Genomic DNA, 25582 nt, shown 5'->3' on the forward strand with positions numbered 1-25582 from the left:
GGGTGCCTTTGCCAGGGCAAGACCCTGAGAATACGGAACTTTTGGTGGCCGGTTCCTTTTGCCTGGGCTCCGCCCATATAGAAGATGATGACTTACCTCCGTTACCATCCCTGAAGCCCGCTTGTGCCGATCACCCGCCGCCGCGTTTTCGGACTGCTCGCCGGTGGTGCCGCGCTGGTCGGTGTTCCGCCCCTCTGGATGTCCCGCATGAAAACCTATGACGGCCCGGTCTCCGACCATTTTGACGGCCTGACCTTCTTCGATCCCGACGGGGCGCCGCCGAGATCGCTCGGCGAGGTGCTGCGGTGGCAATTAGGTGGCCGGGGGCAGCGCGCGGACTGGCCCGACTGGGTGCCCAACCCCCATGCCGACACGCCGCCGCAGCGCGTCGAGGGCGACAAGGTGCGGCTCTCCTTCGTCGGCCACGTCAGCTGGCTGGTCCAGGCCGGCGGCCTCAACATCCTCGTCGATCCCGTCTGGTCCTCGCGGGTCTCGCCCGTCAGCTTTGCCGGACCGAAGCGGCACAACGACCCCGGTATCGCGTTCGAGAAGCTGCCGAAGATCGACGTCGTGCTGGTCTCGCACGGTCATTACGATCATCTGGACATCGCGACGCTGTCGCGGCTTGCCAAGAACTTTGCGCCGCGCGTGGTGACGCCACTCGGCAACGATGTAACGATGCGCAGCGCCGACTCCTCCATCAAGGTGGAGGCCTTCGACTGGCACGATCGCGTCGAGCTCGGCGGCGGCATCGCCGTGACGCTGGTGCCGACCCGGCACTGGTCGGCGCGCGGCATGTTCGATCGCAACAAGGCACTGTGGGCGAGTTTCGTGCTGGAGACGCCGGCGGGGAAAATCTACGTGGTCTGCGATTCCGGCTATGGCGACGGCGGGCACTTTCGCCGCGTCGCAGAGAAGCACGGGCCGCTGCGTCTGGCGATCCTCCCGATTGGCGCCTACGAACCGCGCTGGTTCATGCGCGACCAGCACATGAATCCGGAAGACGCCGTGAAGGCGCTGGCTGATTGCGGCGCGCAAGCCGCGCTCGGGCATCATCACGGCACGTTCCAGCTGACGGATGAAGCGATCGACGCGCCGGCGAAGGCGCTGGTCGAAGCGCTCGATGCCGCAAAGATTCCGCCGGAGCGGTTCGTGGCGATGCAGCCGGGACAGGTGGTGGAGATCTAAATCCATCCACGTGCACAACTGTGCCCCGGACGCAGCGCAGCGTCTCTTCGACGGTGCGCTGCAGAGCCGGGGCCCATGCAGCAGCTCGTGCCGTTGGCTTTCTGGGTCCCGGCCCTGCGCAGCAGCGTTTCACGGTGCAGCGCGTCCGGGACAAGAGAGTTATTTGCCCTCAGGGCGAATAATCGCCCAGCTCACATTCACCGTCACCGACAGCGTTTCTTCGCCCGGCGCGACTGCCGCGGGCGCCGCCATCGGCGCGGTCGCCATTCTTGCCTTGAACAGCGGCACCGGAGCGCCGCCCTCGGATACGCTGAGCGGCGCGCCGAGCGTGACGCCGGTGGCCTTGGCGTAGATCTCGGCCTTGCGGCGGGCGTCCACGACCGCCTGCACGCGGGCGTCGTCGAGCAGTTTTGAGGCCTGCGTCACCTCGAAGGAGATGTTGCCGATGTCGTTGGCGCCGGCGCCGACCAGCGTATCGATGATGCCAGCGACCTTGGTCACGTCGCGGATCTTCACGGTAACGCGGTTAGAGGCGCGGAACCCGACCACGGGCGAAGCGCCGGTGGATTTGTTCTGGCCATACTGCGGCTGCAAGGACAGGCGCGAGGTCTGATAGTCCTTCTCGGCGATGCCGGCGCCCTTCAGCGCCAGCAGCACCTTGCCCATCGCGGCGTTGTTGGCGTCGGAGGCTTCCTTTGCCGTCTTGGCGTCGTTGGCGACGCCGGCGTCGATCTGCGCGAGATCGGGTGCCGCGGAGATCATGGCTTCGCCGCTCACCGAGATCGCGGAGGGAAAATCGTCCGCGCGTGCGGGCGTCGCCAGCAGCGTGGCGGCGAAAGCGGCGGCAAGGGACGTAAAAAGGACGGCAGGCTTCTTCATCTCTCTCACTTCAATGGCACGAACACGTTGATCACGAGCTTGTCCTCGGCCGTCTTCAGGGGATCGGTGAGGTACTCCTCGATAAAGGTGTCCTTGGCTTCCAGCTTCTTGTCGTCGAGGTGATTGGTGATCGCCTCATAGGTGTTGTCCATGTTGTCGTAGGAGCCGCGATGGACGAATTTCAACGCCTTGCCTTCCGGCGATTTGCCGATGCTCATGTCCTTGGGCAGGTTCTTCGGGTCCTGCTCGACGGGGATCTCGGCCAGGAAGGTGAAGCCGGTGTCGTCGGTCGAGGTGTACACGATCATCGAATTGCCGGCGGGCTTGATGCCCTGCTTGTCCAGCAACGTGTTCAGCGCCTTGAAAGCGTCGATCAGCGTGTCGAAGGCCGAATCCCAATTGGCAGTGCCCTTGACCATCACGACCTTCTTCGGCTCGAGCGTGGTCTCCAGGCCAAAGGGATCGGCGGTCTGCACCGGGGCAGGCGTCGCGGCCGCAGCGGGCGGCGGGGCCGCCGGCGCGGGTGAGGGCGAAGCGCTGGCCGCAGGCGATGGCGCCGCCGCGGGCGCAGGTGCGGCACTTGCGGCCGGGGAGGGCGAGGCCGACGGAGCCGGCGAGGGGCTGGCCGACGCGGCGGGCGCCGGGCTCGGGGTCTGCGCCAGAGCGTCGGGCACGCCAAACGACATGGTCGCTGCCGGGATCAGCGCGAGCAGTGCGAGGCGACAAAAACGATTCATTCTATTCTCCCCAAGGGCTTATCCGCCAAGCCTTACGTCGCCAAGGCCTTACGTCCCCAAGGCCCTGAGCCGGCCGCGCGTCCCGGATTGTGCGAACCGTGCCGTTCTAACACGCGAGTGCCGAATTCGTCCCATGACAGATGCGTCATGGCTATGGCGGCAAATCACTGGCCAAGCCGCCAAGGATCGCCATATAAGGCAGGCGAAATTCGGGACATTTCATGAGCGCTCTGGCCAACCACGCATTTGCCAAGATGAACGGCATCGGCAACGAGATCGTCGTTGTCGACATGCGTGATTCCGCCGCGCCGGTGACGCCGGACGACGCCCGCGCGGTCGCGTCCGCGCCGGGCGGCGTGCCCTACGACCAGCTCATGGTGCTCCGGAAGCCGCGGTTCGACGGTACCGAGGCCTTCATCAGCATCTACAACAATGACGGCTCCGAGGCCGGCGCCTGCGGCAACGGCATGCGCTGCGTGGTGCGGCGCATCTTCGAGAAGACCGGGCAGACCACGGCAACGTTCGAGACCGCTGCGGGCTTGCTCAATTGCTGGCAGGGCCCGGCGCCCGATCTCTACACCGTCGATATGGGCGCGCCAAAATTCGGCTGGCAGGACATTCCGCTGGCGGAAGAGTTTCGCGACACCCGTTACATCGAATTGCAGATCGGGCCGATCGACAATCCGATCCTGCATTCGCCCTCGGTGGTGAGCATGGGCAATCCGCATGCGATCTTCTGGATCGAGAACGTCAACGCCTACGATCTCGAGCGTTTTGGTCCGCTGCTGGAAAATCATCCGATCTTCCCCGAACGTGCCAACATCACGCTCGCCCATATCGTCGATCCCCAGCACATCACGATCCGCACCTGGGAGCGTGGCGCGGGCCTGACCAGAGCTTGCGGTTCGGCGGCCTGCGCGACCGCTGTTGCGGCCGCGCGGCTGAAGCGGACCGAGCGCGATGTCGAGATCACGCTGCCCGGCGGCAAGCTCGGGATCGAATGGCGTGAAAACGACGACCACGTGCTGATGACGGGCCCCGCGACCTTCGAATATGAGGGCTCCTTCGATCCGGCGCTGTTCGCGCCGGTCGGCTGATGGCCGTCGACGTCGTCACCTTCGGCTGCCGCCTCAATGCCTTCGAGGCCGAATTGATCCGCCGCGAGGCTGAAGGCGCTGGCCTTTCCGATACCATCGTCATCAACAGCTGCGCCGTCACCAACGAGGCGGTGGCGCAGGCGCGCCAGTCGATCCGTAAATTGAAGCGCGAACGGCCGGGCGCGCGCATCGTCGTCACCGGCTGTGCGGCGCAGACGCAGAGCCGGATGTTCGCGGACATGGCCGAGGTCGATCGCGTCCTCGGCAATGACGACAAGATGCGCAGCGAAGCCTGGCGCGATGCGCGTGCCGCGTTCGATCTCGGTGCGAGCGAAAAAATCGCCGTCAGCGACATCATGGCGGTGAAGGAGATGGCGCCGCATCTGATCGACGGCTTTGCGAGCGGCCTGCCGCGCGTGTTCGTGCAGGTGCAGAACGGCTGCGACCATCGCTGCACGTTCTGCATCATCCCCTACGGCCGCGGCAATTCACGCTCGGTGCCAATGGGCGCGGTGGTCGATCAGGTGCGGGCGCTGGTTGCGCGCGGCCATGCCGAGATCGTGCTGACCGGTGTGGATCTCACCAGCTATGGCGCCGACCTGCCGGGTGCACCGAGACTCGGCATGCTGACCAAGCAGATCTTGCGGCATGTGCCGGAGCTGAAGCGCCTGCGCATCTCCTCGATCGATTCGATCGAGGCCGATGCCGATCTGCTGGATGCCATCGGCGACGATGCGCGCCTGATGCCGCATCTGCACCTGTCGCTGCAATCCGGCGACGACATGATTTTGAAGCGCATGAAACGGAGGCATTCGCGCAACGACGCGATCGCGTTCTGCGACCAGGTTCGCCGCCTGCGTCCGGATATCGCCTTCGGCGCCGACATCATCGCGGGCTTTCCGACCGAGACCGAGGAGATGTTTTCGCGCTCGCTGGATCTCGTGGAGGAGTGCGGCCTGACGTTCCTGCACGTCTTCCCGTATTCGCCACGCCCCGGCACGCCGGCCGCGCGGATGCCGCAGGTCGCAGGCGGTGCGATCAAGGAGCGTGCGAAGCGGCTGCGTACGGCGGGCGAAGCGGCGTTACGACGGCGGTTGCAAGCCGAGGCCGGCGCCACGCGTGACGTGCTGATCGAGAGCGACAGCCAGGGCCGCACGGAGCATTATCTGCCGGTGGCGATCGCGGGCGAACGTATTGGCCGTGTGGTGCCGCTGATGATTGCCGGCAGCGATGGCGAGCGGCTCACCACGTAAGCAGTGCTTGCTTCCTTCTCCCCTTGTGGGAGAAGGTGGCGCGAAGCGCCGGATGAGGGGTTGCGTCCGCAAGCGCGGAGTTGAGTTTGCGGAGAGAGACCCCTCACCCGCCTCGCTTCGCGATGCACCCTCTCCCACAAGGGGAGAGGGGAAGAGCCTACAACGCCCGCACCTGCCAGAATCGCAGCGTCCGCCGCGCGTTCTCCGACGTCATTCGCGCGTAATTGCTTTTCGCCCTCGCGATATCAGCGGGTTTCATCGCGCCGGTGGCAAAGCGACTCTCGAGCACGGCGGCTGTGGTTTCCCAGCTGAGCTGGGCCGCCTTGCACGGCACCAGCAAGCCGTCCTCGCGCAGGCTCTGCATCAGCGGGCGAATCACTTCGACGGTCGATCCGGACAGGGCCGCTAATGCAGCCACGGTTTCCTCGTAGCGCCGCTGTGTGGCGAAGCCGAGCAGCGTCGCCTCGGTCAGCTGGCCCGTCGCCTTGAGATTCGCGATGGCCCGCTTGGCGCCTTCGAAATCGCGGACGCCCGACATCTCGCGCTCGACACCGACGGTCACGGCGGCGATCGCGCCCTGGATCTCCTCGAACAGATGCGGCGGTGCGCGCGACAGCAGACGGGTCCGCACGGTATCCGTGGCCGAGCGCAGCAACCGGCGGCGCAAGTCGGACGGCAGGTCGACGCGGACGCCGACGCTCACGGCGAGCTCGGGATCGGCCTCGGCCTGCCCGACGATGACGGCAAATCCGTTTCCGGAAACGCGCGCGCCGGGATTGGCGGCAAGCCGCCGGCTGACGCTGGGATAGCGCCGTGCCAGCAGCGCGTCGGTGACGATCTCCTTGAGCCACCAGCGACCGGCGACCGCGAGCAGATGCGATTCGCCCTTGCTGGAGGCGATCTTCACCAGCTCGCCATCGTCGAGGCGCGCGGATTCCTGGAGCACGGGGCCGGCGATGCGAATTTCGTCATTATTGGCGAGGCGGCGGATCACGGAGGGCGGCGCCTGCGCGATCGGCGCAAGCTGCGCGCTGATCTCGGCCAGCGCAACGCGTGCCCCCATGTCGGCGATGGCGCGCAGCTCGATGGTGCCGATCAGGCGCTCGAGCACGTCGTCGAACAGCGCGATCTGCTCGTTGCCAAAACTTCCGGCGGAGGAGAGAAACAGGTCGGTGACGCGGCGGGCCGTTTCCAGGCCCTTTTCCGCCGAGCCGAGCCGAATCGCTGATTCGACTTCATCGATGATCGAAAACTCGGCCGTGGACATGACGCGTTGCTCGTCCTGAGCGAATGACGGAAGCTTGTTCTAAGCAATCGCTATCAATAGAGACGAGCACTGAACGTTTCGTAAACCACGGGGCGGAAGGCGAGCACTGCTTTGCTCCCGGACCGGCCACTGCTCCTCATCCTGAGGAGCCCGCGAAGCGGGCGTCTCGAAGGATGGCCGCGGGCGACAGTCGGGCCTTCATGGTTCGAGACGGCGCTGACGCGCCTCCTCACCATGAGGGGCTAAAACTATTCCTCGTTCCACCCGCAGGCGCGGAGCTTCTCGTGCATGTGGGGCGGGGCCGGCGCCACCACGCGGATCGGCTCCTTGTTCCGGGAGATCGGCACCACGATCTCGCGGGAATGCAAATGCAGCCGCGGCTCGCCGAAGCGCGGGCCGTTGCCGTAAATGTTATCGCCGAAAATCGGCCAGCCGGTCGCGGCCGAATGCACCCGCAATTGATGGGTTCGGCCGGTCACCGGTTCCATGGCGAGCCAGGTCAGCCCGTCGCCCCGGCCCATCACCTTCCAGTTCGTGATCGCCTTCTGGCCCTCGGGATCGGGTTTCTGCCACCAGCCGCGCTCGGCATTGAGCCGGCCGAGCGGCATGTCGATGGTGCCTTCGTCCTCGGCAGGGCCGCCCTCGACCACGGTCCAGTAGGTCTTGCCGATCTTGCCGTGCTTGAAGAGGAGGCCGAGCGAGGCCGTCGCCTTGCGATGGCGGCCGAGCACGAGGCAGCCGGAGGTGTCCTTGTCCAGCCGGTGGGCCAGCACCGGCGGCCGCGGCAGGCCGAAACGAAGCGCGTCGAACGACGTTTCCAGATTGGCCCCGCCCTTGGGGCCGCGGTGCACCGGCAGGCCGGCGGGCTTGTCGATGACCAGCATCAGCCCGTCGCGATGGAGCACGCGCGCCAGGATCTCGTCGGCGGTCAATTCGGGAACATCGAGCAATTGCAAGACTTTCGGTCAACACTTTCGTTTGGGAGCCGGAACGGCTAACACACCGCCACCATGAACGATACCACGTCAGATCCCCCCAAGCTGAGCTGGTGGCGCCGCCTGTCCAACGGGCTGAAGCGTACCTCGTCCTCGCTCGGGACCGCGGTCGCCGACCTCGTCACCAAGCGCAAGCTCGACCGCGCCATGCTCGACGACATCGAGGACGTGCTGCTGCGCGCCGACCTCGGCACGTCGGTCGCGGTGCGGATCGCGGACGCCGTCGGCACGGGGCGCTATGACAAGGCGATCTCGGCGGACGAGGTCAAGGACGTCGTCGCCACCGAGGTCGAGAAGGTGCTGGCGCCGGTGGCAAAGCCGCTCGAGATCGACGCGGGCAGGAAGCCGTTCGTCATCCTCGTCGTCGGCGTCAACGGCTCCGGCAAGACCACAACCATCGGAAAGCTCTCGCAAAAATTCGCATCCGAAGGCCGCAAGGTGATGCTGGCCGCCGGCGACACGTTTCGCGCGGCCGCGATCGAGCAGCTCAAGGTCTGGGGCGAGCGCACCAGGACGCCGGTCATCGCCGGCACGCAGGGCTCGGATTCGGCAAGCCTCGCCTTCAACGCGCTGACGGCGGCGAAGGAGCAGAGCGTCGACGTGCTCCTGATCGACACCGCCGGCCGCTTGCAGAACAAGGCCGAGCTGATGAACGAGCTCGAAAAGGTCGTGCGCGTGATCCGCAAGGTGGATGACACTGCGCCGCATGCCGTGCTGCTTGTGCTCGACGCCACCGTCGGCCAGAACGCGCTGTCGCAGGTCGAGGCCTTCCATCGCACGGCGGGGGTCACCGGCCTCGTGATGACGAAGCTCGACGGCACCGCGCGCGGCGGCATCCTGGTGGCGCTCGCGGAGAAATTCAAACTGCCGGTGCATTTCATCGGCGTCGGCGAAGGCGTCGACGATCTCGCGCCGTTCACCGCGCGCGATTTCGCCCGCGCTATCGCCGGAATCGAATAGCGTCATCCTTCGTGACGCCGCTTGCGCGGCTCCTCAGGATGAGGTCGTGCCACACATGAGGTCCTCATCCTGAGGAGACCGCGAAGCGGTCGTCTCGAAGGATGGGAGAGACGGAAGAGAGAATGGACAAGACCCAGCCGCATCCGCTGTTCAAGCTTGCGACCGAGCTCGGTCCGCTGCTCGTGTTCTTCTTCGTGAATGCGAAGTTCAATCTGTTCGCCGCGACCGGCGCCTTCATGGTCGCGATCGTGGCGGCGATGATCGCGTCCTATGTGGTGACGCGCCACATTCCGATCATGGCGATCGTGACAGGCGTGATCGTGCTGGTGTTCGGCACGCTGACGCTGGTGCTGCACGACGAGACCTTCATCAAGGTCAAGCCGACCATCATCTACGGCCTGTTCGCGGCGATCCTCGGCGGCGGGCTGTTGTTCGGCCGCTCCTTCATCGCCGTGATGTTCGACCAGATGTTCAACCTGACCCCGCAGGGCTGGCGCATCCTCACGCTGCGCTGGGCGCTGTTCTTCGCCGGCATGGCCATCCTGAACGAGATCGTCTGGCGCACCCAGAGCACGGACTTCTGGGTGAACTTCAAGGTGTTCGGCGTCACCCCGATCACGATGATCTTCGCCATCGCCCAGATGCCGCTGACCAAGCGCTACGGGATCGAGCCGGCGTCGCTGGAGGCGAGCGAGGCCGACGCGGGGGATGTGCGGAAGGGGTAGCGGTCTCTCAGCTCGTCATTGCGAGCTGAAATGCGGCCAAACACTCAACTGTCATCGCCCGGCTTGACCGGGTGATCCAGTATTCCAGAGACAGTCGTGAGATACGGTGAGGCCGCGGCGTACTGGATGCCCCGGTCAAGCCGGGGCACGACAGCGGTGTTTGTAGCTGGCTTGTTCGCTCGCACTGCCGACGACGTCAGCTCCCCGCCTTCAACGCCTTCTCCATCTGCGGCAACAACACGGTCCGCAAATTGTCCGGCGTGATCGGTCCCACCAGCTTGTAGACGATGGTGCCTTCGCGCCCGACGACGAACGTCTCCGGCACGCCATAGACGCCCCATTCGATCGAGGCGCGGCCGTTGGCATCCACGCCGACGCGGCCGAACGGGTTGCCGTAGCGGCCGAGGAAACGGCGCGCGTTGTCGGCCGCGTCCTTGTAGTTGATGCCGACAAGCTGGAAGCGCTTGTCTTTTGCCAGTTCGGTCAGGAGCGGTGCTTCGTCATGACAAGGCACGCACCAGGACGCCCAGACATTGACGAGACTGACCTTGCCCTTGAACGCGGCGGGATCGAGGCCCGGCACCTGCGAATTGTCGGCCTGCAATCCCTCGAGCGCCGGCAGTGCGGTCTGCGGCGCCGGCCGGCCGATCAGCGCGGACGGAATCCGCGAGGGATCGCCGCTGCCGAGCCGGAACCAGAACAGCAGCGCCAGGGCGATGAAGGCGATCAGCGGCAGCACCATCAGGAAGGTGCGGCGCTGCGGCGGAGCGGAAGTCGGTTGATCGCTCATGATTGATCGCTCATGGCGTGTCCGTTGCGCTGCGTCCGGAGCGGCGCGTGACGCCGCTGCGGTCGAGCTCGCGCAAGCGCTCGGTCTGGCTGCGATAGTCGAGCACGATCCAGCCGATCAGAATCACGACCACGAGCGCGGCCGCGGCATAGGACGTCACGATGAAGGACGCGTAGGGACCAAGTGACATCGTCATGCGGCCTTCTGGCTCGCCTGCATCATCTGCAAGGAGCGGACGCGGCGGCGCAGGATCTCGTTGCGCATCGCCGCCAGGTGCAACGTGACGAACAGCAGCGTGAACGCGATGGCCATCAGCAGCAGCGGGATCAGGAACGATTTGTCGAGCGTCGAGCCGCCCATGCGCATCACCGACGCCGGCTGGTGCAGCGTGTTCCACCAGTCGACCGAGAACTTGATGATCGGCAGGTTGATCGCGCCGACCAGCGTCAGCACCGCGGCCGCGCGTGCCGCGCGCGAGGGATCCTCGACCGCGCGCCACAGCGCCATCAGGCCGAGATACATCAGGAAGAGGATCAGCACCGAGGTCAGCCGCGCGTCCCATTCCCAATAGGTGCCCCACATCGGCCGGCCCCACAGCGATCCCGTGAGCAGCGCAAGGAAGGTGAAGGCGGCGCCGATCGGCGCGGCGGCTTTGGCGGCGACGTCGGCGAGCGGATGCCGCCACACCAGCGTGCCCAATGAGGCGATGCTCATCACGCCCCAGACGAACATCGACAGCCAGGCGTTGGGCACGTGGATGAACATGATCTTCACCGTCGCGCCCTGCTGGTAGTCGTCGGGCGCGAGGGCAGACTGGTAGAGGCCGATGGTGAGCAGGATGACGGTCGCGGCCACAAGCCACGGCAGCACCCGCGCCGTCAGCGCGAGGAACCGTGTCGGATTGGCGAGGTCGATCAGCGTCATGGTATTCTGATAATCACAGGTCAGCACTCACGCAATCAGCATAAAAGCGCGCAGCGAAAGTTGATCGGGGTCAAGGGCAATCCAGTCCATCTCAATCGAGACCATGGCGCAGGCTCGCCGCCGCCGCGAAGGGGCCGATGACGAGGCTGACCAGCGACAGCGCGCACAGGATCGAGAACGGCGCGCCGAACGTCATCGGGCCGACGATCACGGCCTGCGAGGCCGCGACGCCGAAAATCAGCACCGGGATCGACAACGGCAGCACCAGCACGGCCATCAACAGTCCGCCCCGGTGCAGCGTCACCGCCAGCGCCGCGCCGATCATGCCGGTGAAGGTCAGCGCCGGCGTACCGGCCAGGAGCGTCAGCGCCACCGCCCCGGTCGCGACCATGTCGAGGTTGAGCAGCAGGCCGAGCACCGGGGTTGCGACAATCAGTGGCAGGCCCGCGGCCAGCCAATGCGCCAGCGCCTTGGCGGCGCAGGCGAGTTCCAGCGGCGTCCGGCTCATCGTGATCAGGTCGAGCGAGCCGTCCTCGTGGTCGGCCATGAACAGCCGGTCCAGGGTGAGCAGGCTCGCCAGCAGCGCGCCGAGCCACAGGATCGCCGGCCCCAGCCGCGACAACAGCGCCAGATCCGGCCCCACCGCGAACGGCATCAGCACGACGACGGTCAGGAAGAACAGCACGCCGATCAGCGCCCCGCCGCCGACACGGAGCGCGATCCGGATATCCCGGCGGATGAGGGCGGACAGGGCGGTCATGGGGTGGCCTCGATGGCGAGATTCGTGTCTGCCAGCCCCACGCACACTGCGCTCCCTCCCCCCTTGCGGGGGAGGGCGGGGGAGAGGGGTAGCCCCGGGAGAGATGCTTTTGAAGCGTTGACGGCGAGCAACAGAGCGCTCGCCTCCCCAGCGCTAGAACCGAATCGCCCTACCGTGCCGCACCCCTCTCCCTGACCCTCCCCCGCAAGGGGGGAGGGAACGGAGAGGCTGGTACCCAGCCGCTCGGAAAACTGAGGGTCCCCCCACTTCATACCATCCCCCCGATTCGAAGCTCCCGCGAATCGATGCCGAGCGGTGCATGCGTCGCCGCAATGATCATGCCGCCCCGGGCCAGATGCTCCCGCATCAGGCCCTCGAACATCTCCTGGCCGGCCACGTCCAGCGCCGTGGTCGGCTCGTCCAGCAGCCAGACCGGGCGGCGCACCGTCAGCAGCCGGGCCAGCGACAGGCGGCGGCGCTGGCCGGCGGACAGGAAGGCGGCCGGCAATTGGGTGGCGTGATCGAGCCCGACGATGGCGAGGCTCTTGGCCGCATCACTGCGCTCGCCGCCCAGAAAATCAGCCCAGAATGACAGGTTTTCCGCCACGCTCAGCGCCGGCTTCAGGGCGTCGCGATGGCCGAGATAGTGGCACTGCTCCGGCAGCGTCAGCTCGGCATCGCCGCCGTCGAGCGCGATTGTCCCGCCGGCCGGAATCAGCAGGCCCGCGATCAGCCTCAGCAGCGAGGTCTTGCCCGAGCCGTTGCGGCCCACGACTGCCACGGCCTCGCCCGAGACCGCCTCGAAATCGAGCCCGGAAAACACCTCGCGGCCGCCGCGCACGCAGACAACCCCGCGTCCGGATAGCTGCATCTTGCCTTGGTTCAATCCGCTCAAAGCCTGGCCTCAGGAAATCTTGGGGTAGCGCATGGGAATTTTTGGCTCGCGGATTGCTGCGGCACGATTGTGGCTGTGGCGGCGCGGTTAGAAAGCTTCTATAAGCCCGGAACTACTTGATGCAGCAACTCAACCTGCCCCTGCAAGCGACCCAGCCGGACTCGCTGACGGTGTTAAAATACCCCTTGCCGGGTATAACTAACAATTGGGATTTCCTACATGACCTCGCTCGACAGCTTCAAATGCAAAAAGACCCTCAAGGTCGGCGCCAAGACCTATGTCTATTACAGCCTGCCCACGGCCGAGAAGAATGGTCTGAAGGGAATTTCGAAACTCCCCTATTCGATGAAGGTTCTGCTCGAGAACCTCCTGCGCAACGAGGACGGCCGCACGGTCAAGAAGGAAGACATCGTGGCGGTGTCGAAGTGGCTGCGCAAGAAGTCGCTGGAGCATGAGATCGCATTCCGCCCGGCCCGCGTGCTGATGCAGGATTTCACCGGCGTGCCGGCCGTCGTCGATCTCGCCGCGATGCGCAACGCGATGCAGAAGCTCGGCGGCGATGCCGAGAAGATCAATCCGCTGGTGCCGGTCGACCTCGTCATCGACCACTCCGTGATCGTGAATTTCTTCGGCGACAACAAGGCCTTCGGCAAGAACGTCACCGAGGAATACAAGCAGAACCAGGAGCGCTACGAGTTCCTGAAGTGGGGCCAGAAGGCGTTCTCGAACTTCTCGGTCGTGCCGCCCGGCACCGGCATCTGCCATCAGGTCAATCTCGAATATCTCTCCCAGACGGTCTGGACCAAGAAGGAGAAGATGACGGTCGGCAAGAAGACCGGCACCTTCGAGGTCGCCTATCCCGACTCGCTGGTCGGCACCGACTCCCACACCACCATGGTCAACGGTCTCGCCGTGCTCGGCTGGGGCGTCGGCGGCATCGAGGCGGAAGCCTGCATGCTCGGCCAGCCGCTGTCGATGCTGCTGCCCACCGTCGTCGGCTTCAAGCTGAAGGGCGCGATGAAGGAAGGCGTCACCGCGACCGACCTCGTGCTGACCGTGACGCAGATGCTGCGCAAGCTCGGCGTGGTCGGCAAGTTCGTCGAGTTCTTCGGTCCCGGCCTTGATCACCTGTCCGTCGCCGACAAGGCGACCATCGCCAACATGGCGCCGGAATATGGCGCGACCTGCGGCTTCTTCCCGGTCGACGCTGCTGCGCTCGATTACCTCAAGACCTCCGGCCGCGCTCCGGCGCGCGTCGCGCTGGTGCAGGCCTATGCCAAGGCGCAGGGCCTGTTCCGCACCGCCAAGTCGGCCGATCCGGTGTTCACGGAAACGCTGACCCTCGACCTCGGCGACGTCGTTCCCTCGATGGCCGGTCCGAAGCGTCCCGAAGGCCGCATCGCGCTGCCGTCGGTCGCCGAAGGCTTTTCGCTCGCGCTCGGCACCGAGTACAAGAAGACCGACGAGCCCGGGAAGCGCTTTGCCGTCGACGGCAAGAACTTCGAGATCGGTCATGGCGACGTCGTGATCGCCGCCATCACCTCCTGCACCAACACCTCGAATCCGAGCGTCTTGATCGGCGCCGGCCTGCTTGCGCGCAACGCTGCCGCCAAGGGCCTCAAGGCAAAACCGTGGGTGAAGACGTCGCTCGCGCCGGGCAGCCAGGTGGTCGCGGCCTATCTCGCCGATTCCGGTCTGCAGGCTGATCTCGACAAGGTCGGCTTCAACCTGGTCGGCTTCGGCTGCACCACCTGCATCGGCAATTCCGGTCCGCTGCCCGAGGAGATCTCGAAGTCGATCAACGACAACGGCATCGTCGCGGCCGCCGTGCTCTCCGGCAACCGCAACTTCGAAGGCCGCGTCTCGCCGGACGTGCAGGCGAACTATCTCGCTTCGCCGCCGCTGGTCGTCGCCCACGCGCTCGCGGGCAGCGTCACCAAGAACCTCGCCGTCGAGCCGCTCGGTGAAGGCAAGGACGGCAAGCCGGTGTACCTCAAGGACATCTGGCCGACGACGAAGGAGATCAACGCCTTCATGAAGAAGTTCGTGACCGCGTCGATCTTCAAGAAGAAGTATGCAGACGTGTTCAAGGGCGACACCAACTGGCGCAAGATCAAGACGGTCGAGAGCGAGACCTACCGCTGGAACATGAGCTCGACCTATGTGCAGAACCCGCCCTATTTCGACGGCATGAAGAAGGAGCCGGAGCCGGTCACCGACATCATCGAGGCGCGCATCCTCGCCATGTTCGGCGACAAGATCACCACCGACCACATCTCGCCGGCCGGTTCGATCAAGCTCACCTCGCCCGCCGGCAAATATCTCAGCGAACACCAGGTGCGTCCGGCCGACTTCAACCAGTACGGCACGCGTCGCGGCAACCATGAAGTGATGATGCGCGGCACCTTCGCCAACATCCGCATCAAGAACTTCATGCTGAAGGGCGCTGATGGAAATATCCCGGAAGGCGGTCTCACCAAGCACTGGCCCGACGGCGAGCAGATGTCGATCTACGACGCCGCGATGAAGTACCAGCAGGAGCAGGTGCCGCTGGTGGTGTTCGCCGGTGCCGAATACGGCAACGGTTCCTCGCGCGACTGGGCTGCGAAGGGCACGCGCCTGCTCGGCGTCCGCGCCGTGATCTGCCAGAGCTTCGAGCGTATCCACCGCTCCAACCTGGTCGGCATGGGCGTGCTGCCGCTGACCTTCGAGGAAGGCACCTCCTGGTCGTCGCTCGGCCTGAAGGGCGACGAGAAGGTCACGCTGCGCGGCCTGGTCGGCGACCTGAAGCCGCGTCAGAAGCTGACCGCGGAGATCGTCTCCGGCGACGGTTCGTTGCAGCGTGTTTCGCTGCTTTGCCGCATCGATACGCTGGACGAGCTCGATTACTACCGGAACGGCGGCATTCTGCACTACGTGCTGCGCAAGCTCGCGGCCTAAACGCGAATTTGTGAACGGTGGCTCACCGCGACGTGAGTAGAAGGTTAAACGAGGGCGGCCTATCACAAGGCCGCCCTCGTGCGTTAGAACACGCGTCCGATGGTCCCGCTCGGCGGAAAACCTCGCCCCGGACGGTTGAGTGTACGATGCCCGTAAGACTACGGTGACCATCAGGCGATAGGATCTTCCCCCACGCGTGCGAGGTGTGACGTTCAACATGACTGCAATGATGGCTTCTAATCTGGTTTCGCGCTGGTCCGGTGCACTCTGGTCGGGAGCACTTGGTATCTGCGCCATCGTCGCCGTCATCCGTCCCGCCGAGGCTGATCCTCGCGCCGTAGTCGAGCTCTTCACATCGCAGGGCTGCTCCTCCTGCCCGCCCGCCGACCAGGTCATCGGCGATCTCTCCAACGACCCGTCGATCATCGCGCTGAGCATGCCGATCGACTATTGGGATTATCTCGGCTGGAAGGACACGCTTGCGGATTCGCGCTTCTCGGCGCGGCAGCGCGCCTATTCGCGCATGCGCGGCGACCGCGAGGTCTATACGCCGCAAGTCGTGGTCAACGGTTCGACGCATGTCATCGGCAGCGACCGCGCCGGCATCGAGAGCGCGATCGGCAAGACCGACAACGGCACAGGCGTAATGAGCGTGCCGGTGACGATGTCGCTTGCAGGCAAGCAGATCAACGTCTCGGTGGCGGCGAGCAAGGAGTCGGCGGTCTCGCACGGTGAGGTCTGGATCTGCTCGATCACGAAATCGGTGCCGATCGCAATCAGCCGCGGCGAAAATCGCGGACAGCAGATCACCTATCACAACGTCGTGCGCAACCTGCTCAAGGTCGGCGACTGGAACGGGCGTCCGGAAAGCTGGACGGTGCCGTTGGAAAATCTCACGCGCGACGGCGTCGACGGCGCTGTGGTCTATGTCCAGGACGGCAGCCGTGAGAAGCCGGGTGCGATGCTCGGCGCGGCGTACACGTCGCTGCACTAGATCCGATTTCTCTCACTCGCGTCATACTCGCTCTCACGCCTCATGGTGAGGAGCGCCCTTACGCGCGAGGCGGACGATGCTACGCATCGCCGCGAGAACCATGCAGGCGCAGCTTCGCGGCTCCTCAGGATGAGGGGAGAGAGTTGCCTTCGCGTTAATCAGAGAGAAGTTGGACGTGCCGGAAACATCTCGGCACAAACCAAAAAGGACCAACTTGCGTTGGCCCTCCTTGTCGCGCGTACAGACCCGATCCTGACGGCCCCGGGGGGCTGGGGGCTGAGGAATCCGGAACCGAAAGGACCGGGTCAACGCACACAGGTCTTTTCGCAATGCAGGGCGGCAGGCGCTTGGCGGAAAAGCGGCGATATCAAGATTCCTTCTAACGATCCCGTGACGGTTTGCCGCGACAGAATTCCACTCCTGCGTGTGCTCCGATTCGCACCCGATTCAATCAGTTGAGTGAAGAGCCCCTTGCGGCGGGGAACGGTTGGCGCGATCATGCAATTGTCATGATCCGCGGTTCCGGGGACGGTCCTTCGCGGATGCGATCATGCCGCGAGATGAGGAGGCGCTCGATGAGTCTGACGCCGGAGGATGCCGATCCGAGCGAGCAGCGCGCAGTGGCGCGCCCCACCGCTGCGAATGCCCAACCCAACCGGGTGACATTCAACCGGCTGGAACTGAACCGCATCCTCAACCTCTACGGCCGCATGGTCGCCGACGGCGAGTGGCGCGACTATGCCATCGACTTCCTGAAGGACCGCGCGGTGTTCTCGGTCTTCCGCCGCGCCTCGGAAGTGCCGATCTATCGCATCGAGAAGGACCCGCGGCTGGCGCGCAAGCAGGGCATGTACAGCGTGATCTCGGCGACCGGCCTGATCCTGCGCCGCGGCCACGAGCTCGAGCGCGTGCTGCTGGTGATCGATCGCAAGCTGGCGGTGGTTTAGCCTTACGGACGGTGCCGTAGGGTGGGCAAAGGCGCACCGCGCCGTGCCCACCATCTTTCCTCAATCGCCGGGCATCTGGGCACGCTTCCGCCTTCGCTCTCCGAGCTACGGCGGACAAGTCGCTTTGTCCACCCTACGAGACCGAGGTTATTTCGGCACCGTGCTTGCGCCCTCGCCCAGATCCCGCTGCATCATCACCGTGTCGAGCCAGCGGCCGAATTTCAGGCCAACATTCGGATGCGTGCCGATCATCTTGAAGCCGCCGCGCGTGTGCACGCCGATCGAGCCGGCATTGGCGGAATCGCCGATCACCGCGATCATCTGGCGGAAGCCGCGCGCCTCGCATTCGGTGATCAGCCGCTCCAGCAGCAACGAGCCGATGCCGCGGCGGAGGAACGAGGGATCGAGATAGATCGAGTTCTCGACCGTGAAGCGGTAGGCCGGCCGCGGCCGGTAGGCGCCGGCATAGGCATAGCCGGCGACGCTACGATCGAGGATGGCGACGAAATAGGGATAGCCGCCGTCGATCAGCGCGCGGTAGCGGCGCGTCATCTCGGCGAGATCCGGCGGCGCCAGCTCGAATGTCGCGGTGCCCTCGCGGACGGCCTGCTTGTAGATGGCGGTGATGGCGGGAAGGTCGGCCTCAATGGCGGGCCTGATCTCAGGTGCGGACATGGGAGGAAGATTAGAGCCTTCCCGCGGTCACTGGAAGGGGCAACGCCGTTTCCCCATGCTCCGTCATTGCCAGCGCAGCAGCCCTCCAATCTTCTCCGCTGTCATACCCCGCGCAGGCGGGGCATCCAGTACTCCGAGACAGCGCGGCTAGAACCGAGCCGCTGCGGCGTACTGGATCGCCCGCCTCAGTGCGCAATTGCGCACAAGGCGGGCGATGACGGCGGGGGGCGTCGCGCATCCCGGCCCAAACAAAAACCCCGGCCTCTCGGCCGGGGTTCGTATCCGTTCCCTCGTCGAAGCGCTTAGTCGCGCTGGCCGAGGAGCTGCAGGAGCAGCGTGAACAGGTTGATGAAGTTCAGGTACAGCGACAGCGCGCCGGTGATGGCCGCACGCTCTGCGATGTCACCGCCGGCCGAGGCGTAGCCGTAGATGTAGTCGTTCTTCAGTCGCTGGGTATCCCAGGCGGTGAGGCCGGCGAACACCAGCACGCCGACCACGGACACGATGAACTGCAGCATCGTGCTCGCCAGGAACAGGTTGACCAGGCTCGCGATGATGATGCCGATCAGGCCCATGAACAGGAACGAGCCCATCCCGGTCAGATCACGCTTGGTGGTGTAGCCGTAGAGGCTCAGTGCGCCAAACGTGGCCGCGGTGATAAAGAACACCCGCACGATCGAGGTGTGCGTGAACACCAGGAAGATCGAGGACAGCGAGATGCCCATCAGCGCCGCGAACACCCAGAACAGGATCTGCGCGGTCGAGGGGGCGAGACGGTTGATGCCCGCCGAGATTACGAACACCATCGCGAGCGGCGCGAGCATGAACAGCCACTTCAGGGGGCTGACGAACATCGCGTAGCCGAACGGCGTCAGGAACAGCTTGCCGACGCGGACGGCTTCTGGGGTCGGAACGTCGGTCACGGCGGCCATATAGACGCCGAGCGCGGCCAGGCCGGTGATGGCGAGGCCGATGCTCATGTAATTGTAGATGCGCAGCATATAGGCGCGCAGGCCGGCATCGACCGTCGCGGCGTCAACACGCCCGGCGGCCCTGCCGAAAGGAGAAGCGTAGTTACGGTCTAGGTCCGACATGGTCGAATTCCCGTTGGTTAGCCCGGTCCGGCATGAGGGTCGCCATGCCGCCGGTTCGTCAAATTCTATCTCGGATACCGATCTGTGCCGACTAAATTCTGGCTCATAATCGGGGGTCCGAACCCATTGGATATGTGGGAAACTAACACATTCGCTGCAACCGTCCACGCGCGGCTGAATGTCGCCCTCGCCCGCAATCCTGGCGAGCAGACGTGGTTAATCGCTGGAATCGTGCGATTCCGACATCGCGGGGTCGCCCGCTACCATTTGTCACAAATTCCGCAACACCGTGGCGGGCTTTTTGTTCAATGCCAGCAGCGTCCCGGCGAGCCCAAGTCCGACCGTGACGACCAAGGCCGCCGCGACCACGCCGGCCGCGCTGCCGGCCTGCCAGACGAAACTCAGCGTCATCAGTCGCGTCACGATCATCCAGGCCGCGACGCTGCCGGCGATCACGCCGAACACCGCGGTGGCAAGTCCGATCAGCAGGTATTCGAGGGCATAGGCGCCGAGCAGCCGCAGCCGGGTCGCGCCGAGGGTCTTGAGGATCACCGCATCATAGACCCGGTGGCGGTGGCCGGCGGCGAGCGCGCCGCCCAGCACCAGGATCGCCGAGATCAGGGTCACCGCGCTGGCGCCGCGGATCGCGAGCGCCAGATTGGTCACGACCGAGCCGACCGTCTCCATCACCTCGCGCACGCGCACGCTCGTCACCATCGGATAGGTGTCGGCGACTTGCCTGATGATCTTGCCGTCGCCGGCCGCAGTGCCGCCGGCCTCGGTGAGCGTCGCGATATGGGTGTGCGGCGCGCCCTTGAAGGCGTTGGGCGAGAACACCAGCACGAAATTGATGCCCATGCCCTGCCAGTCGATGGTGCGCAGATTGCCGATTTTGGCCGGGATGTCGCGGCCGAGCACGTTGACCACGATCTCGTCGCCGAGCTTGAGGCCGAGCCCGTCGGCGATCTTCTTCTCCATCGAGACCAGCAGCGGGCCGGAATAGTCGGCGCTCCACCATTCGCCCTCGACCACCTTGGAACCCTTCGGCAGCTCGGCGGTATAGGTCAGGCCGCGGTCGCTTTGCAGCACCCATTCGGAATCGGTGGTGGGCTTGAGGTCCTCGGCACGCACGCCGCGCGCGGCGACGATGCGGCCGCGCAGCATCGGCACGTCCTCGACCTTTGCGCCCGGCGCGATCCGGCGCAGATAGCCGTCGAACTGCTCGGCCTGCGTGCTCGGGATGTCGATGAAGAAGAACGACGGCGCGTGCTCGGGGAGGGCCGCAAGGAACTGCCGGCGCAGATTGCCGTCGATCTGGGTGATGGTGACGAGCACGGCGAGCCCGAGCCCGAGCGACAGCACGACGGAGGGCGTCAGTGCGCCCGGCCGGTGGATGTTGGCGATCGCCAGCCGCAGCATCGGCAGACGCGTGCGCGGCAGCCGGCGCGCGATCGTCATCAGCAGGGCGGCGATGCCGCGGAGCAGGGCGAACACGACGACGGAGGAGGCCACGAACACCGCGGCGATGCGCTTGTCGAAGGACAATCCGATCACGACCGCGATCAGCAGCGCGATCACGACGGCCATGAACACGACATAGCTCCAGCGCGGCCGGTGCCATTCGGAGCTGATGGTGTCGCGGAACAGCGCGGCGACAGGCACGTCGTGCACACGCCCGAGCGGCCACAGGCCGAAGGCGAGCGCCGTGAGCAGGCCGTAGACGAAGGACAGCGCGAGCTCGTCGGCATGCACGGCCGGCACCACCGGCAGCGGCAGCAGTTTTCCGAACAGGCCGACGATGGCGAACGGCATGGCGGCGCCGAGCGCAAGGCCGATCACCGAGCCAATTCCCGCCAGCAGGAGGACCTGCGCCAGATAGATGCCGAACACGTCGCGGCCGGTGGCGCCGACCGCCTTGAAGGCCGCGATGACCTCGAGCCGACGGTCGATATGGCTCTTGACGGCATTGGCGACGCCGACGCCGCCGACCAGGAGCGCGGCGAGGCCGACCAGCGTCAAGAATTGCGTGAAGCGGTTGATGTTGCGCTCGAGCTGCGGCGAGGCATTGGAGCGGCTGCGGATCTCCCAGCCGGCCTGCGGCGCGGCGTTGCGCGCGTCCGCGATGAAGGCGTCGGTGGCGCGCTCGCTGTTGCCGGTGTCAGGCAGCTTCACCCGGTAGACCCAGCGCACGAGGCTGCCGGGCTGGATCAGGCCGGTGGCGCGCAGGCCCGCCTCGCTGATCAGGAAGCGCGGCCCGAAACCGATGCCGCCGGCGAGCTTGTCGGGCTCGGCTTCGACGGTGCTGCGGATCTGGAACGTTGCGCTCCCGATGGTGACGCGGTCGCCGGTCTTCAGCGACAGCCGCGCCAGCAGCGTCGGATCGGCGGCGGCACCGAACGCGCCGTCGCGCTCCGCGAGCAGGTCGGACATCGGCAGCGGCGGCGCCAGCGTCAGCTGACCCAGCATCGGATAGGTGTCGTCGACCGCCTTCATCTCGACCAGCGCGAGCTGGCCGTCGGCGGAGCGCGCCATGCCGCGCAAGGTCGCGGCGGTGGAGACGGTGCCGCGCGAGCGCAGGAAGGAGACTTCCTCGGGCTTCGCCTCGCGCTGGAACAGCACGAAGGAGACGTCGCCGCCGAGCAGCGTGCGGCCCTCGCGCGCGAGACCGTCGCTCAGGCTCGCCGAGACCGAGCCGACGCCGGCGATTGCCATCACGCCGAGCGCGATGCAGGCGATGAAGACATAGAAGCCGCGCAGGCCTCCGCGCAATTCGCGCAGCGCGTAGCGCAGCGACAGCGCGACGCCGTTGGGTTTTGGGAACGGTTCGGCTGCGATGCTCATGCCGGCGCAGACTGGGTGTCGATGCGGCCGGAGCGCAGCCGGATCACGCGATCGCAGCGCTGCGCGAGCGAGGAATCGTGCGTGACCAGCACCAGCGTCATGCCGCGCTCGGCGTGTTTGTTGAACAGAAGATCGACGATCTGTTTTCCGGTGGCCTCGTCGAGATTGCCGGTCGGCTCGTCCGCGACGAGGATGGCGGGATCGGGCGCCAGCGCGCGGGCGAGCGCGACGCGCTGTTGCTCGCCGCCGGACAGCTGCGTCGGATAGTGATGCAGGCGATCGCCGAGCCCGACCGATTGCAGCTCCTGCGCCGCGCGTCTTGCAGCGTCAGGGTTGCCGGCGAGTTCGAGCGGCACGGCGACGTTCTCGAGCGCCGTCATGGTCGGGATCAGATGGAAGGACTGGAAGACGATGCCGACCTGGCGGCCGCGGAAGCGGGCCAGCGCGTCCTCGTCGAGGGCATTGAAAGGCGTGCCTGACACCACCACCTCTCCGCTATCAGGACGCTCCAGCCCCGCCATCACCATCAGCAGCGTGGATTTGCCCGAGCCTGACGGGCCGATCAGGCCGATCGTCTCGCCCGAGGCGACCCGCAGGCTGATATCCTTGAGGATGTGAACGCGTGCCGCGCCCGTACCCAATGAAAGATTGACGTTGGAGATGGCGATGGTGTCCGGCGCGGTGCCGGCGAGCGAAGAGGTTTCGATGCGACTATCCATGGTCCGGTCATATGGCAACTCCGCATACGCGGTCGAGAGGCGTTACGGATTCTTCATGCACATAGCCGTGTTGATGATCGCTTTGATGACGGCGGTTGATCCGGCATGGGCCGAAGCGGCAAAGCCGGTCAAGCTTGTCGTTCTCGGCGATTCCCTGAGCGCCGGCCTCGGCCTCCCGGCCCAGGACGCATTTCCCACAAAACTTCAAAAAGCCTTGCAAGCCAAAGGCATAGCGGTCGACATGACCAATGCCGGCGTGTCCGGCGACACCTCGTCCGGCGGCCGTGACCGGCTCGACTGGTCGGTCCCGGACGGAACCGACGGCGTGATCGTCGAGCTCGGCGCCAACGACGCGCTGCGCGGCATCGACCCCGATTTGACGCGGACCGCGTTGACCGACATTGTCCAGCGATTGAAGACACGCAAGATCGCGGTGATGCTGTGCGGCATGCTGGCGCCGCCGAATTACGGCGCGGAATACGCCGCGCGCTTCAATTCGATTTATCCGGATCTTGCGAAAAAATTCGACGTGCCGCTCTATCCGTTCTTCCTCGACGGCGTCGCGGCCGACGCCAAGCTCAACCAGGCCGACGGCATTCATCCGACCGCGGCCGGCGTCGACATCATCGTTAACAACATCATGCCCACGGTGGAGGCATTTTTGCGCAACATAAGCGAGCAGCGCCGCTGAAAAGCGGGCAGCGCTAACCGTAATTCCCAGGGTTTTACCGGGGTGAGGCGCGCGATGCTTCGCAGAGTCACACAACTGCGATAGGAATCAGGGTACCGGTGATTCGTCGCCGGCTCTACAATTTGGATATGATCCTTCCCAGGGATCATGCCCAAGCATCGGGAGTGCGAAACGATGCCGCGTTTGTTCACAGGTCTGGAAATTCCGGCCGAGATCGGCCAGACGCTTTCCAATTTGCGGGGCGGCCTTCCCGGCGCCCGCTGGATCGATCCCGAAAATTATCACGTTACCCTGCGCTTCATCGGCGATATCGACGGCATGTCCGCCAACGAGATCGCATCGATGCTGTTTCGCGTTGATCGCAAGCCCTTCGAGGTGAAGGTGCAGGGGCTCATGAGCTTCGGCGGCCGCAAGCCGCGCGCGGTGGTCGCAACCATCGCGCCGAGCAAGCCGCTGATGGAATTGCAGGCCGAGCTCGAACGCATGATGCAGCGGATCGGCCTCGACCCTGAGGGGCGCAAGTTCACCCCGCATGTCACGCTGGCCCGGCTGCACGACGCGTCCGACCGCGACGTCGCCGACTATCTCTCGCTGCGCGGTTACTTCCCGAGCAAGGCGTTCATGGCCGAACGGTTTGTCTTATTCTCGTCCCGCGCATCGACCGGCGGCGGCCCCTATGTGGTCGAGGACGCCTACGAGTTGTGTGAGTAGCACCGCTCTCGTGCCCCGGACGCGGCGCAGCGCCATCAGCGCGTTTACGCGCGTCTTCGACACGCTACGGCGGTGCGCTGCTGGGCCGGGGCCCATCGCTCCACGATGGATGTACGAAATAGTGGGTCCCCGCTCTGCGCACCGTCACTGCTTCCCGTAGCGCGTCCGGGACGCGGAACGCATACCCCGCCCACCAATTCACGGCTTGCAATTTCCGCGCATCTCTGGCGGTAAAGAGCCATGCTCTCCACCCCCAGTTCCTCATTCCGCGAGGCATACCAGGCCCAGATCGCGTCCGGCGCGATCGAGCCCGATGCTGCGCAGGCCGAAATCGCCGAAGCCTATGCGGCGCTCGACCAGCGGCTCGCGAGTTACAAGCCGCAGCGCAAGCAGGGCCTGCTCAGCCGTTTGTTCAGCGGCGACAAGGACGAGGCGCCGCGCGGGCTCTACGTCCATGGCGAAGTCGGCCGCGGCAAGACCATGCTGATGGACCTGTTCTTCCAGCACAGTACTGTCGAGCACAAGCGCCGCGCGCATTTCCACGAGTTCATGGCGGAAGCGCATGAGCGCATCTACGATTATCGCCAGGGCATCTCGCGCGGCGAGATCGCCGATGGCGACGTCATCACGCTGACCGCGAACGCGATCTTCGAGGAAAGCTGGCTGCTTTGCTTCGACGAATTCCACGTCACCGACATCGCGGACGCGATGATCCTCGGTCGCCTGTTTGCAAAGCTGTTCGAGCTCGGCACCGTGGTCGTCGCGACCTCCAACGTCGCGCCCGACGATCTCTACAAGGGCGGCCTGAACCGTTCGCTGTTCCTGCCCTTCATCAAGCAGATCACCGACCACATGGACGTGTTGCGGCTCGATGCGCGCACGGATTTCCGCCTGGAAAAGCTTCAGGGCGTGCCGATGTGGCTGACGCCGGCCGACGGCGACGCGGACGCGGCCCTCGACCGCGCCTGGTCGAAGATGACCGGCGGCGCCAAATGCAAGTCGCGCGATATTTCGTTCAAGGGCCGCATCCTGCACGTGCCGTGCTCGGCCCATGGCGTGGCGCGGTTCGGATTTGCGGATCTCTGCGAAAAACCGCTCGGCGCGTCCGACTACCTCCGCCTCGCGCACGACTATCACACCATTCTGGTCGACCATATTCCAGTGATGGATTTTTCCCAGCGCAACGCCGCCAAGCGTTTCATCACGCTGATCGATACGCTCTATGACAATGCCGTGAAGCTGATGGCCTCGGCCGATGCCAATCCGATCTCGCTCTACCTCGCCCACGAGGGCAATGAGGCCATGGAGTTCAAGCGGACGGCGTCGCGCCTGATCGAGATGAGCTCGGAATCCTATCTGGCGCTGCCTCACGGCCGCAAGGATTCCACCGCCAGCGGCTCCACCAAGGGCCTGGTGGAGACTTAAGTCCTATTTGCCAGCGCTGTCATTCCGGGGCGTCGCGAAGCGACGAGCCCGGAATCCATACTCCCGCTGGTGGTT

At 65.3% G+C, this 25582-nt stretch carries 24 protein-coding genes; 11 read left to right on the top strand and 13 right to left on the bottom strand.

Going from position 1 to position 25582, the window contains the following annotated elements; translation table 11 throughout:
- Positions 1-123: 123 nt before the first annotated feature.
- Positions 124-1188, top strand: a complete 1065-nt coding sequence (locus ABIA90_RS07845) for an MBL fold metallo-hydrolase (RefSeq protein ID WP_354118458.1) — start codon at positions 124-126, stop codon at positions 1186-1188.
- Between the two features lie 159 nt (positions 1189-1347).
- Here the strand turns inward: ABIA90_RS07845 and ABIA90_RS07850 are convergent, their stop codons facing one another.
- Together ABIA90_RS07850 and ABIA90_RS07855 are read right to left on the bottom strand one after the other, a co-directional pair.
- On the bottom strand, positions 1348-2067 hold the full coding sequence (locus ABIA90_RS07850; protein ID WP_354118459.1) for an SIMPL domain-containing protein: 720 nt from the start codon (positions 2065-2067) through the stop codon (positions 1348-1350).
- 5 nt (positions 2068-2072) lie between these two features.
- On the bottom strand, positions 2073-2804 hold the full coding sequence (locus ABIA90_RS07855) for a GyrI-like domain-containing protein (protein WP_354118460.1): 732 nt from the start codon (positions 2802-2804) through the stop codon (positions 2073-2075).
- A 221-nt stretch (positions 2805-3025) separates the two neighbouring features.
- On the opposite strand from ABIA90_RS07855, the gene dapF reads away from it, so the two are divergent.
- Positions 3026-3901, top strand: a complete 876-nt coding sequence (gene dapF / locus ABIA90_RS07860; RefSeq protein WP_354118461.1) for a diaminopimelate epimerase — start codon at positions 3026-3028, stop codon at positions 3899-3901.
- Positions 3901-5154 (top strand): tRNA (N(6)-L-threonylcarbamoyladenosine(37)-C(2))-methylthiotransferase MtaB, encoded by a 1254-nt coding sequence (gene mtaB / locus ABIA90_RS07865; protein ID WP_354118462.1) that lies wholly within the window; start codon positions 3901-3903, stop codon positions 5152-5154. Before dapF ends, mtaB begins: the two co-directional genes overlap by 1 nt.
- 157 nt (positions 5155-5311) lie before the next feature.
- On the opposite strand, the gene ABIA90_RS07870 is transcribed toward mtaB, so the two are convergent.
- A complete protein-coding gene (locus tag ABIA90_RS07870; protein ID WP_354118463.1) occupies positions 5312-6421 on the bottom strand; it encodes a DUF2336 domain-containing protein in 1110 nt (369 codons plus the stop codon).
- A 248-nt stretch (positions 6422-6669) separates the two neighbouring features.
- Positions 6670-7371: an RluA family pseudouridine synthase gene (locus tag ABIA90_RS07875; protein WP_354118464.1), complete on the bottom strand. Its 702-nt coding sequence runs from the start codon at positions 7369-7371 to the stop codon at positions 6670-6672.
- 60 nt (positions 7372-7431) lie between these two features.
- Here ABIA90_RS07875 and ftsY point away from each other — a divergent pair, with 60 nt between their 5' ends.
- Both ftsY and ABIA90_RS07885 read left to right on the top strand, forming a co-directional pair.
- Complete coding sequence (ftsY, locus tag ABIA90_RS07880) at positions 7432-8376, top strand: signal recognition particle-docking protein FtsY (RefSeq protein ID WP_354118465.1); 945 nt, start codon at positions 7432-7434, stop codon at positions 8374-8376.
- 122 nt (positions 8377-8498) lie between these two features.
- On the top strand, positions 8499-9101 hold the full coding sequence (locus ABIA90_RS07885; protein WP_135215834.1) for a septation protein A: 603 nt from the start codon (positions 8499-8501) through the stop codon (positions 9099-9101).
- 196 nt (positions 9102-9297) lie between these two features.
- Here the strand turns inward: ABIA90_RS07885 and ABIA90_RS07890 are convergent, their stop codons facing one another.
- The 5 genes from ABIA90_RS07890 to ccmA all read right to left on the bottom strand — a co-directional run bounded on the left by ABIA90_RS07890 (position 9298) and on the right by ccmA (position 12446).
- Complete coding sequence (locus tag ABIA90_RS07890) at positions 9298-9891, bottom strand: DsbE family thiol:disulfide interchange protein (protein WP_135215833.1); 594 nt, start codon at positions 9889-9891, stop codon at positions 9298-9300.
- A gap of 10 nt (positions 9892-9901) precedes the next feature.
- On the bottom strand, positions 9902-10087 hold the full coding sequence (ccmD, locus tag ABIA90_RS07895) for a heme exporter protein CcmD (RefSeq protein WP_014490637.1): 186 nt from the start codon (positions 10085-10087) through the stop codon (positions 9902-9904).
- Entirely contained in the window at positions 10084-10815 is a 732-nt protein-coding gene (locus ABIA90_RS07900) for a heme ABC transporter permease (protein WP_038932544.1), read from the bottom strand. The genes ccmD and ABIA90_RS07900 overlap by 4 nt, the downstream gene beginning before the upstream one ends.
- Positions 10816-10906: 91 nt before the next feature.
- On the bottom strand, positions 10907-11575 hold the full coding sequence (gene ccmB / locus ABIA90_RS07905) for a heme exporter protein CcmB (RefSeq protein ID WP_028150494.1): 669 nt from the start codon (positions 11573-11575) through the stop codon (positions 10907-10909).
- 268 nt (positions 11576-11843) lie between these two features.
- The gene (ccmA, locus tag ABIA90_RS07910) at positions 11844-12446 is read right to left on the bottom strand and encodes a heme ABC exporter ATP-binding protein CcmA (RefSeq protein ID WP_354118865.1); all 603 of its coding nucleotides are present in this window, start codon (positions 12444-12446) and stop codon (positions 11844-11846) included.
- A 243-nt stretch (positions 12447-12689) separates the two neighbouring features.
- Here ccmA and acnA point away from each other — a divergent pair, with 243 nt between their 5' ends.
- The 3 genes from acnA (at position 12690) to ABIA90_RS07925 (ending at position 17351) form a co-directional block, all read left to right on the top strand.
- Positions 12690-15410 carry an aconitate hydratase AcnA gene (gene acnA, locus ABIA90_RS07915; protein WP_063980406.1) on the top strand — a complete coding sequence of 907 codons (2721 nt, stop codon included), beginning with the start codon at positions 12690-12692 and terminating at the stop codon, positions 15408-15410.
- A gap of 217 nt (positions 15411-15627) precedes the next feature.
- Positions 15628-16404 carry a DUF1223 domain-containing protein gene (locus tag ABIA90_RS07920; RefSeq protein ID WP_063985992.1) on the top strand — a complete coding sequence of 259 codons (777 nt, stop codon included), beginning with the start codon at positions 15628-15630 and terminating at the stop codon, positions 16402-16404.
- 575 nt (positions 16405-16979) lie between these two features.
- Positions 16980-17351, top strand: coding sequence for a DUF2794 domain-containing protein (locus ABIA90_RS07925; RefSeq protein ID WP_063980407.1), 372 nt, complete (start codon positions 16980-16982; stop codon positions 17349-17351).
- Positions 17352-17498: 147 nt separating this feature from the next.
- Here ABIA90_RS07925 and ABIA90_RS07930 read toward each other — a convergent pair whose 3' ends face one another.
- The 4 genes from ABIA90_RS07930 to ABIA90_RS07945 all read right to left on the bottom strand — a co-directional run bounded on the left by ABIA90_RS07930 (position 17499) and on the right by ABIA90_RS07945 (position 22680).
- Entirely contained in the window at positions 17499-18026 is a 528-nt protein-coding gene (locus tag ABIA90_RS07930) for a GNAT family N-acetyltransferase (RefSeq protein WP_354118466.1), read from the bottom strand.
- A gap of 302 nt (positions 18027-18328) precedes the next feature.
- A complete protein-coding gene (locus ABIA90_RS07935) occupies positions 18329-19120 on the bottom strand; it encodes a Bax inhibitor-1/YccA family protein (RefSeq protein WP_014490629.1) in 792 nt (263 codons plus the stop codon).
- A 270-nt stretch (positions 19121-19390) separates the two neighbouring features.
- Entirely contained in the window at positions 19391-21961 is a 2571-nt protein-coding gene (locus tag ABIA90_RS07940) for an ABC transporter permease (RefSeq protein ID WP_354118467.1), read from the bottom strand.
- Complete coding sequence (locus ABIA90_RS07945; RefSeq protein WP_071908649.1) at positions 21958-22680, bottom strand: ABC transporter ATP-binding protein; 723 nt, start codon at positions 22678-22680, stop codon at positions 21958-21960. The genes ABIA90_RS07940 and ABIA90_RS07945 overlap by 4 nt, the downstream gene beginning before the upstream one ends.
- 55 nt (positions 22681-22735) lie before the next feature.
- Here ABIA90_RS07945 and ABIA90_RS07950 point away from each other — a divergent pair, with 55 nt between their 5' ends.
- The 3 genes from ABIA90_RS07950 (at position 22736) to zapE (ending at position 25507) form a co-directional block, all read left to right on the top strand.
- A complete protein-coding gene (locus tag ABIA90_RS07950; protein ID WP_354118468.1) occupies positions 22736-23371 on the top strand; it encodes an arylesterase in 636 nt (211 codons plus the stop codon).
- A gap of 174 nt (positions 23372-23545) precedes the next feature.
- Positions 23546-24082 (top strand): RNA 2',3'-cyclic phosphodiesterase, encoded by a 537-nt coding sequence (thpR, locus tag ABIA90_RS07955; RefSeq protein WP_063985994.1) that lies wholly within the window; start codon positions 23546-23548, stop codon positions 24080-24082.
- A 240-nt stretch (positions 24083-24322) separates the two neighbouring features.
- Entirely contained in the window at positions 24323-25507 is a 1185-nt protein-coding gene (gene zapE / locus ABIA90_RS07960) for a cell division protein ZapE (protein ID WP_354118469.1), read from the top strand.
- The last annotated feature ends 75 nt before the right edge of the window (positions 25508-25582 follow it).

It is taken from the genome of Bradyrhizobium sp. LA6.8 (assembly GCF_040547935.1).
Classification (GTDB): domain Bacteria; phylum Pseudomonadota; class Alphaproteobacteria; order Rhizobiales; family Xanthobacteraceae; genus Bradyrhizobium; species Bradyrhizobium barranii.

What these genes read in the sequence shown, in the direction of transcription:
- dapF (WP_354118461.1), top strand. Translation starts at nt 3,026, where the DNA reads ATGAGCGCTCTGGCCAACCACGCATTTGCCAAGATGAACGGCATCGGC.
- ABIA90_RS07885 (WP_135215834.1), top strand. Translation starts at nt 8,499, where the DNA reads ATGGACAAGACCCAGCCGCATCCGCTGTTCAAGCTTGCGACCGAGCTC.
- ABIA90_RS07930 (WP_354118466.1), bottom strand. Translation starts at nt 18,026, where the DNA reads ATGTCCGCACCTGAGATCAGGCCCGCCATTGAGGCCGACCTTCCCGCC.
- ABIA90_RS07850 (WP_354118459.1), bottom strand. Translation starts at nt 2,067, where the DNA reads ATGAAGAAGCCTGCCGTCCTTTTTACGTCCCTTGCCGCCGCTTTCGCC.
- acnA (WP_063980406.1), top strand. Translation starts at nt 12,690, where the DNA reads ATGACCTCGCTCGACAGCTTCAAATGCAAAAAGACCCTCAAGGTCGGC.
- ABIA90_RS07855 (WP_354118460.1), bottom strand. Translation starts at nt 2,804, where the DNA reads ATGAATCGTTTTTGTCGCCTCGCACTGCTCGCGCTGATCCCGGCAGCG.
- ABIA90_RS07940 (WP_354118467.1), bottom strand. Translation starts at nt 21,961, where the DNA reads ATGAGCATCGCAGCCGAACCGTTCCCAAAACCCAACGGCGTCGCGCTG.
- zapE (WP_354118469.1), top strand. Translation starts at nt 24,323, where the DNA reads ATGCTCTCCACCCCCAGTTCCTCATTCCGCGAGGCATACCAGGCCCAG.
- ABIA90_RS07945 (WP_071908649.1), bottom strand. Translation starts at nt 22,680, where the DNA reads ATGGATAGTCGCATCGAAACCTCTTCGCTCGCCGGCACCGCGCCGGAC.
- ABIA90_RS07870 (WP_354118463.1), bottom strand. Translation starts at nt 6,421, where the DNA reads ATGTCCACGGCCGAGTTTTCGATCATCGATGAAGTCGAATCAGCGATT.
- ftsY (WP_354118465.1), top strand. Translation starts at nt 7,432, where the DNA reads ATGAACGATACCACGTCAGATCCCCCCAAGCTGAGCTGGTGGCGCCGC.
- ABIA90_RS07950 (WP_354118468.1), top strand. Translation starts at nt 22,736, where the DNA reads ATGCACATAGCCGTGTTGATGATCGCTTTGATGACGGCGGTTGATCCG.
- ccmA (WP_354118865.1), bottom strand. Translation starts at nt 12,446, where the DNA reads ATGCAGCTATCCGGACGCGGGGTTGTCTGCGTGCGCGGCGGCCGCGAG.
- mtaB (WP_354118462.1), top strand. Translation starts at nt 3,901, where the DNA reads ATGGCCGTCGACGTCGTCACCTTCGGCTGCCGCCTCAATGCCTTCGAG.
- ccmD (WP_014490637.1), bottom strand. Translation starts at nt 10,087, where the DNA reads ATGACGATGTCACTTGGTCCCTACGCGTCCTTCATCGTGACGTCCTAT.
- thpR (WP_063985994.1), top strand. Translation starts at nt 23,546, where the DNA reads ATGCCGCGTTTGTTCACAGGTCTGGAAATTCCGGCCGAGATCGGCCAG.
- ccmB (WP_028150494.1), bottom strand. Translation starts at nt 11,575, where the DNA reads ATGACCGCCCTGTCCGCCCTCATCCGCCGGGATATCCGGATCGCGCTC.
- ABIA90_RS07925 (WP_063980407.1), top strand. Translation starts at nt 16,980, where the DNA reads ATGAGTCTGACGCCGGAGGATGCCGATCCGAGCGAGCAGCGCGCAGTG.
- ABIA90_RS07920 (WP_063985992.1), top strand. Translation starts at nt 15,628, where the DNA reads ATGACTGCAATGATGGCTTCTAATCTGGTTTCGCGCTGGTCCGGTGCA.
- ABIA90_RS07900 (WP_038932544.1), bottom strand. Translation starts at nt 10,815, where the DNA reads ATGACGCTGATCGACCTCGCCAATCCGACACGGTTCCTCGCGCTGACG.
- ABIA90_RS07935 (WP_014490629.1), bottom strand. Translation starts at nt 19,120, where the DNA reads ATGTCGGACCTAGACCGTAACTACGCTTCTCCTTTCGGCAGGGCCGCC.
- ABIA90_RS07890 (WP_135215833.1), bottom strand. Translation starts at nt 9,891, where the DNA reads ATGAGCGATCAACCGACTTCCGCTCCGCCGCAGCGCCGCACCTTCCTG.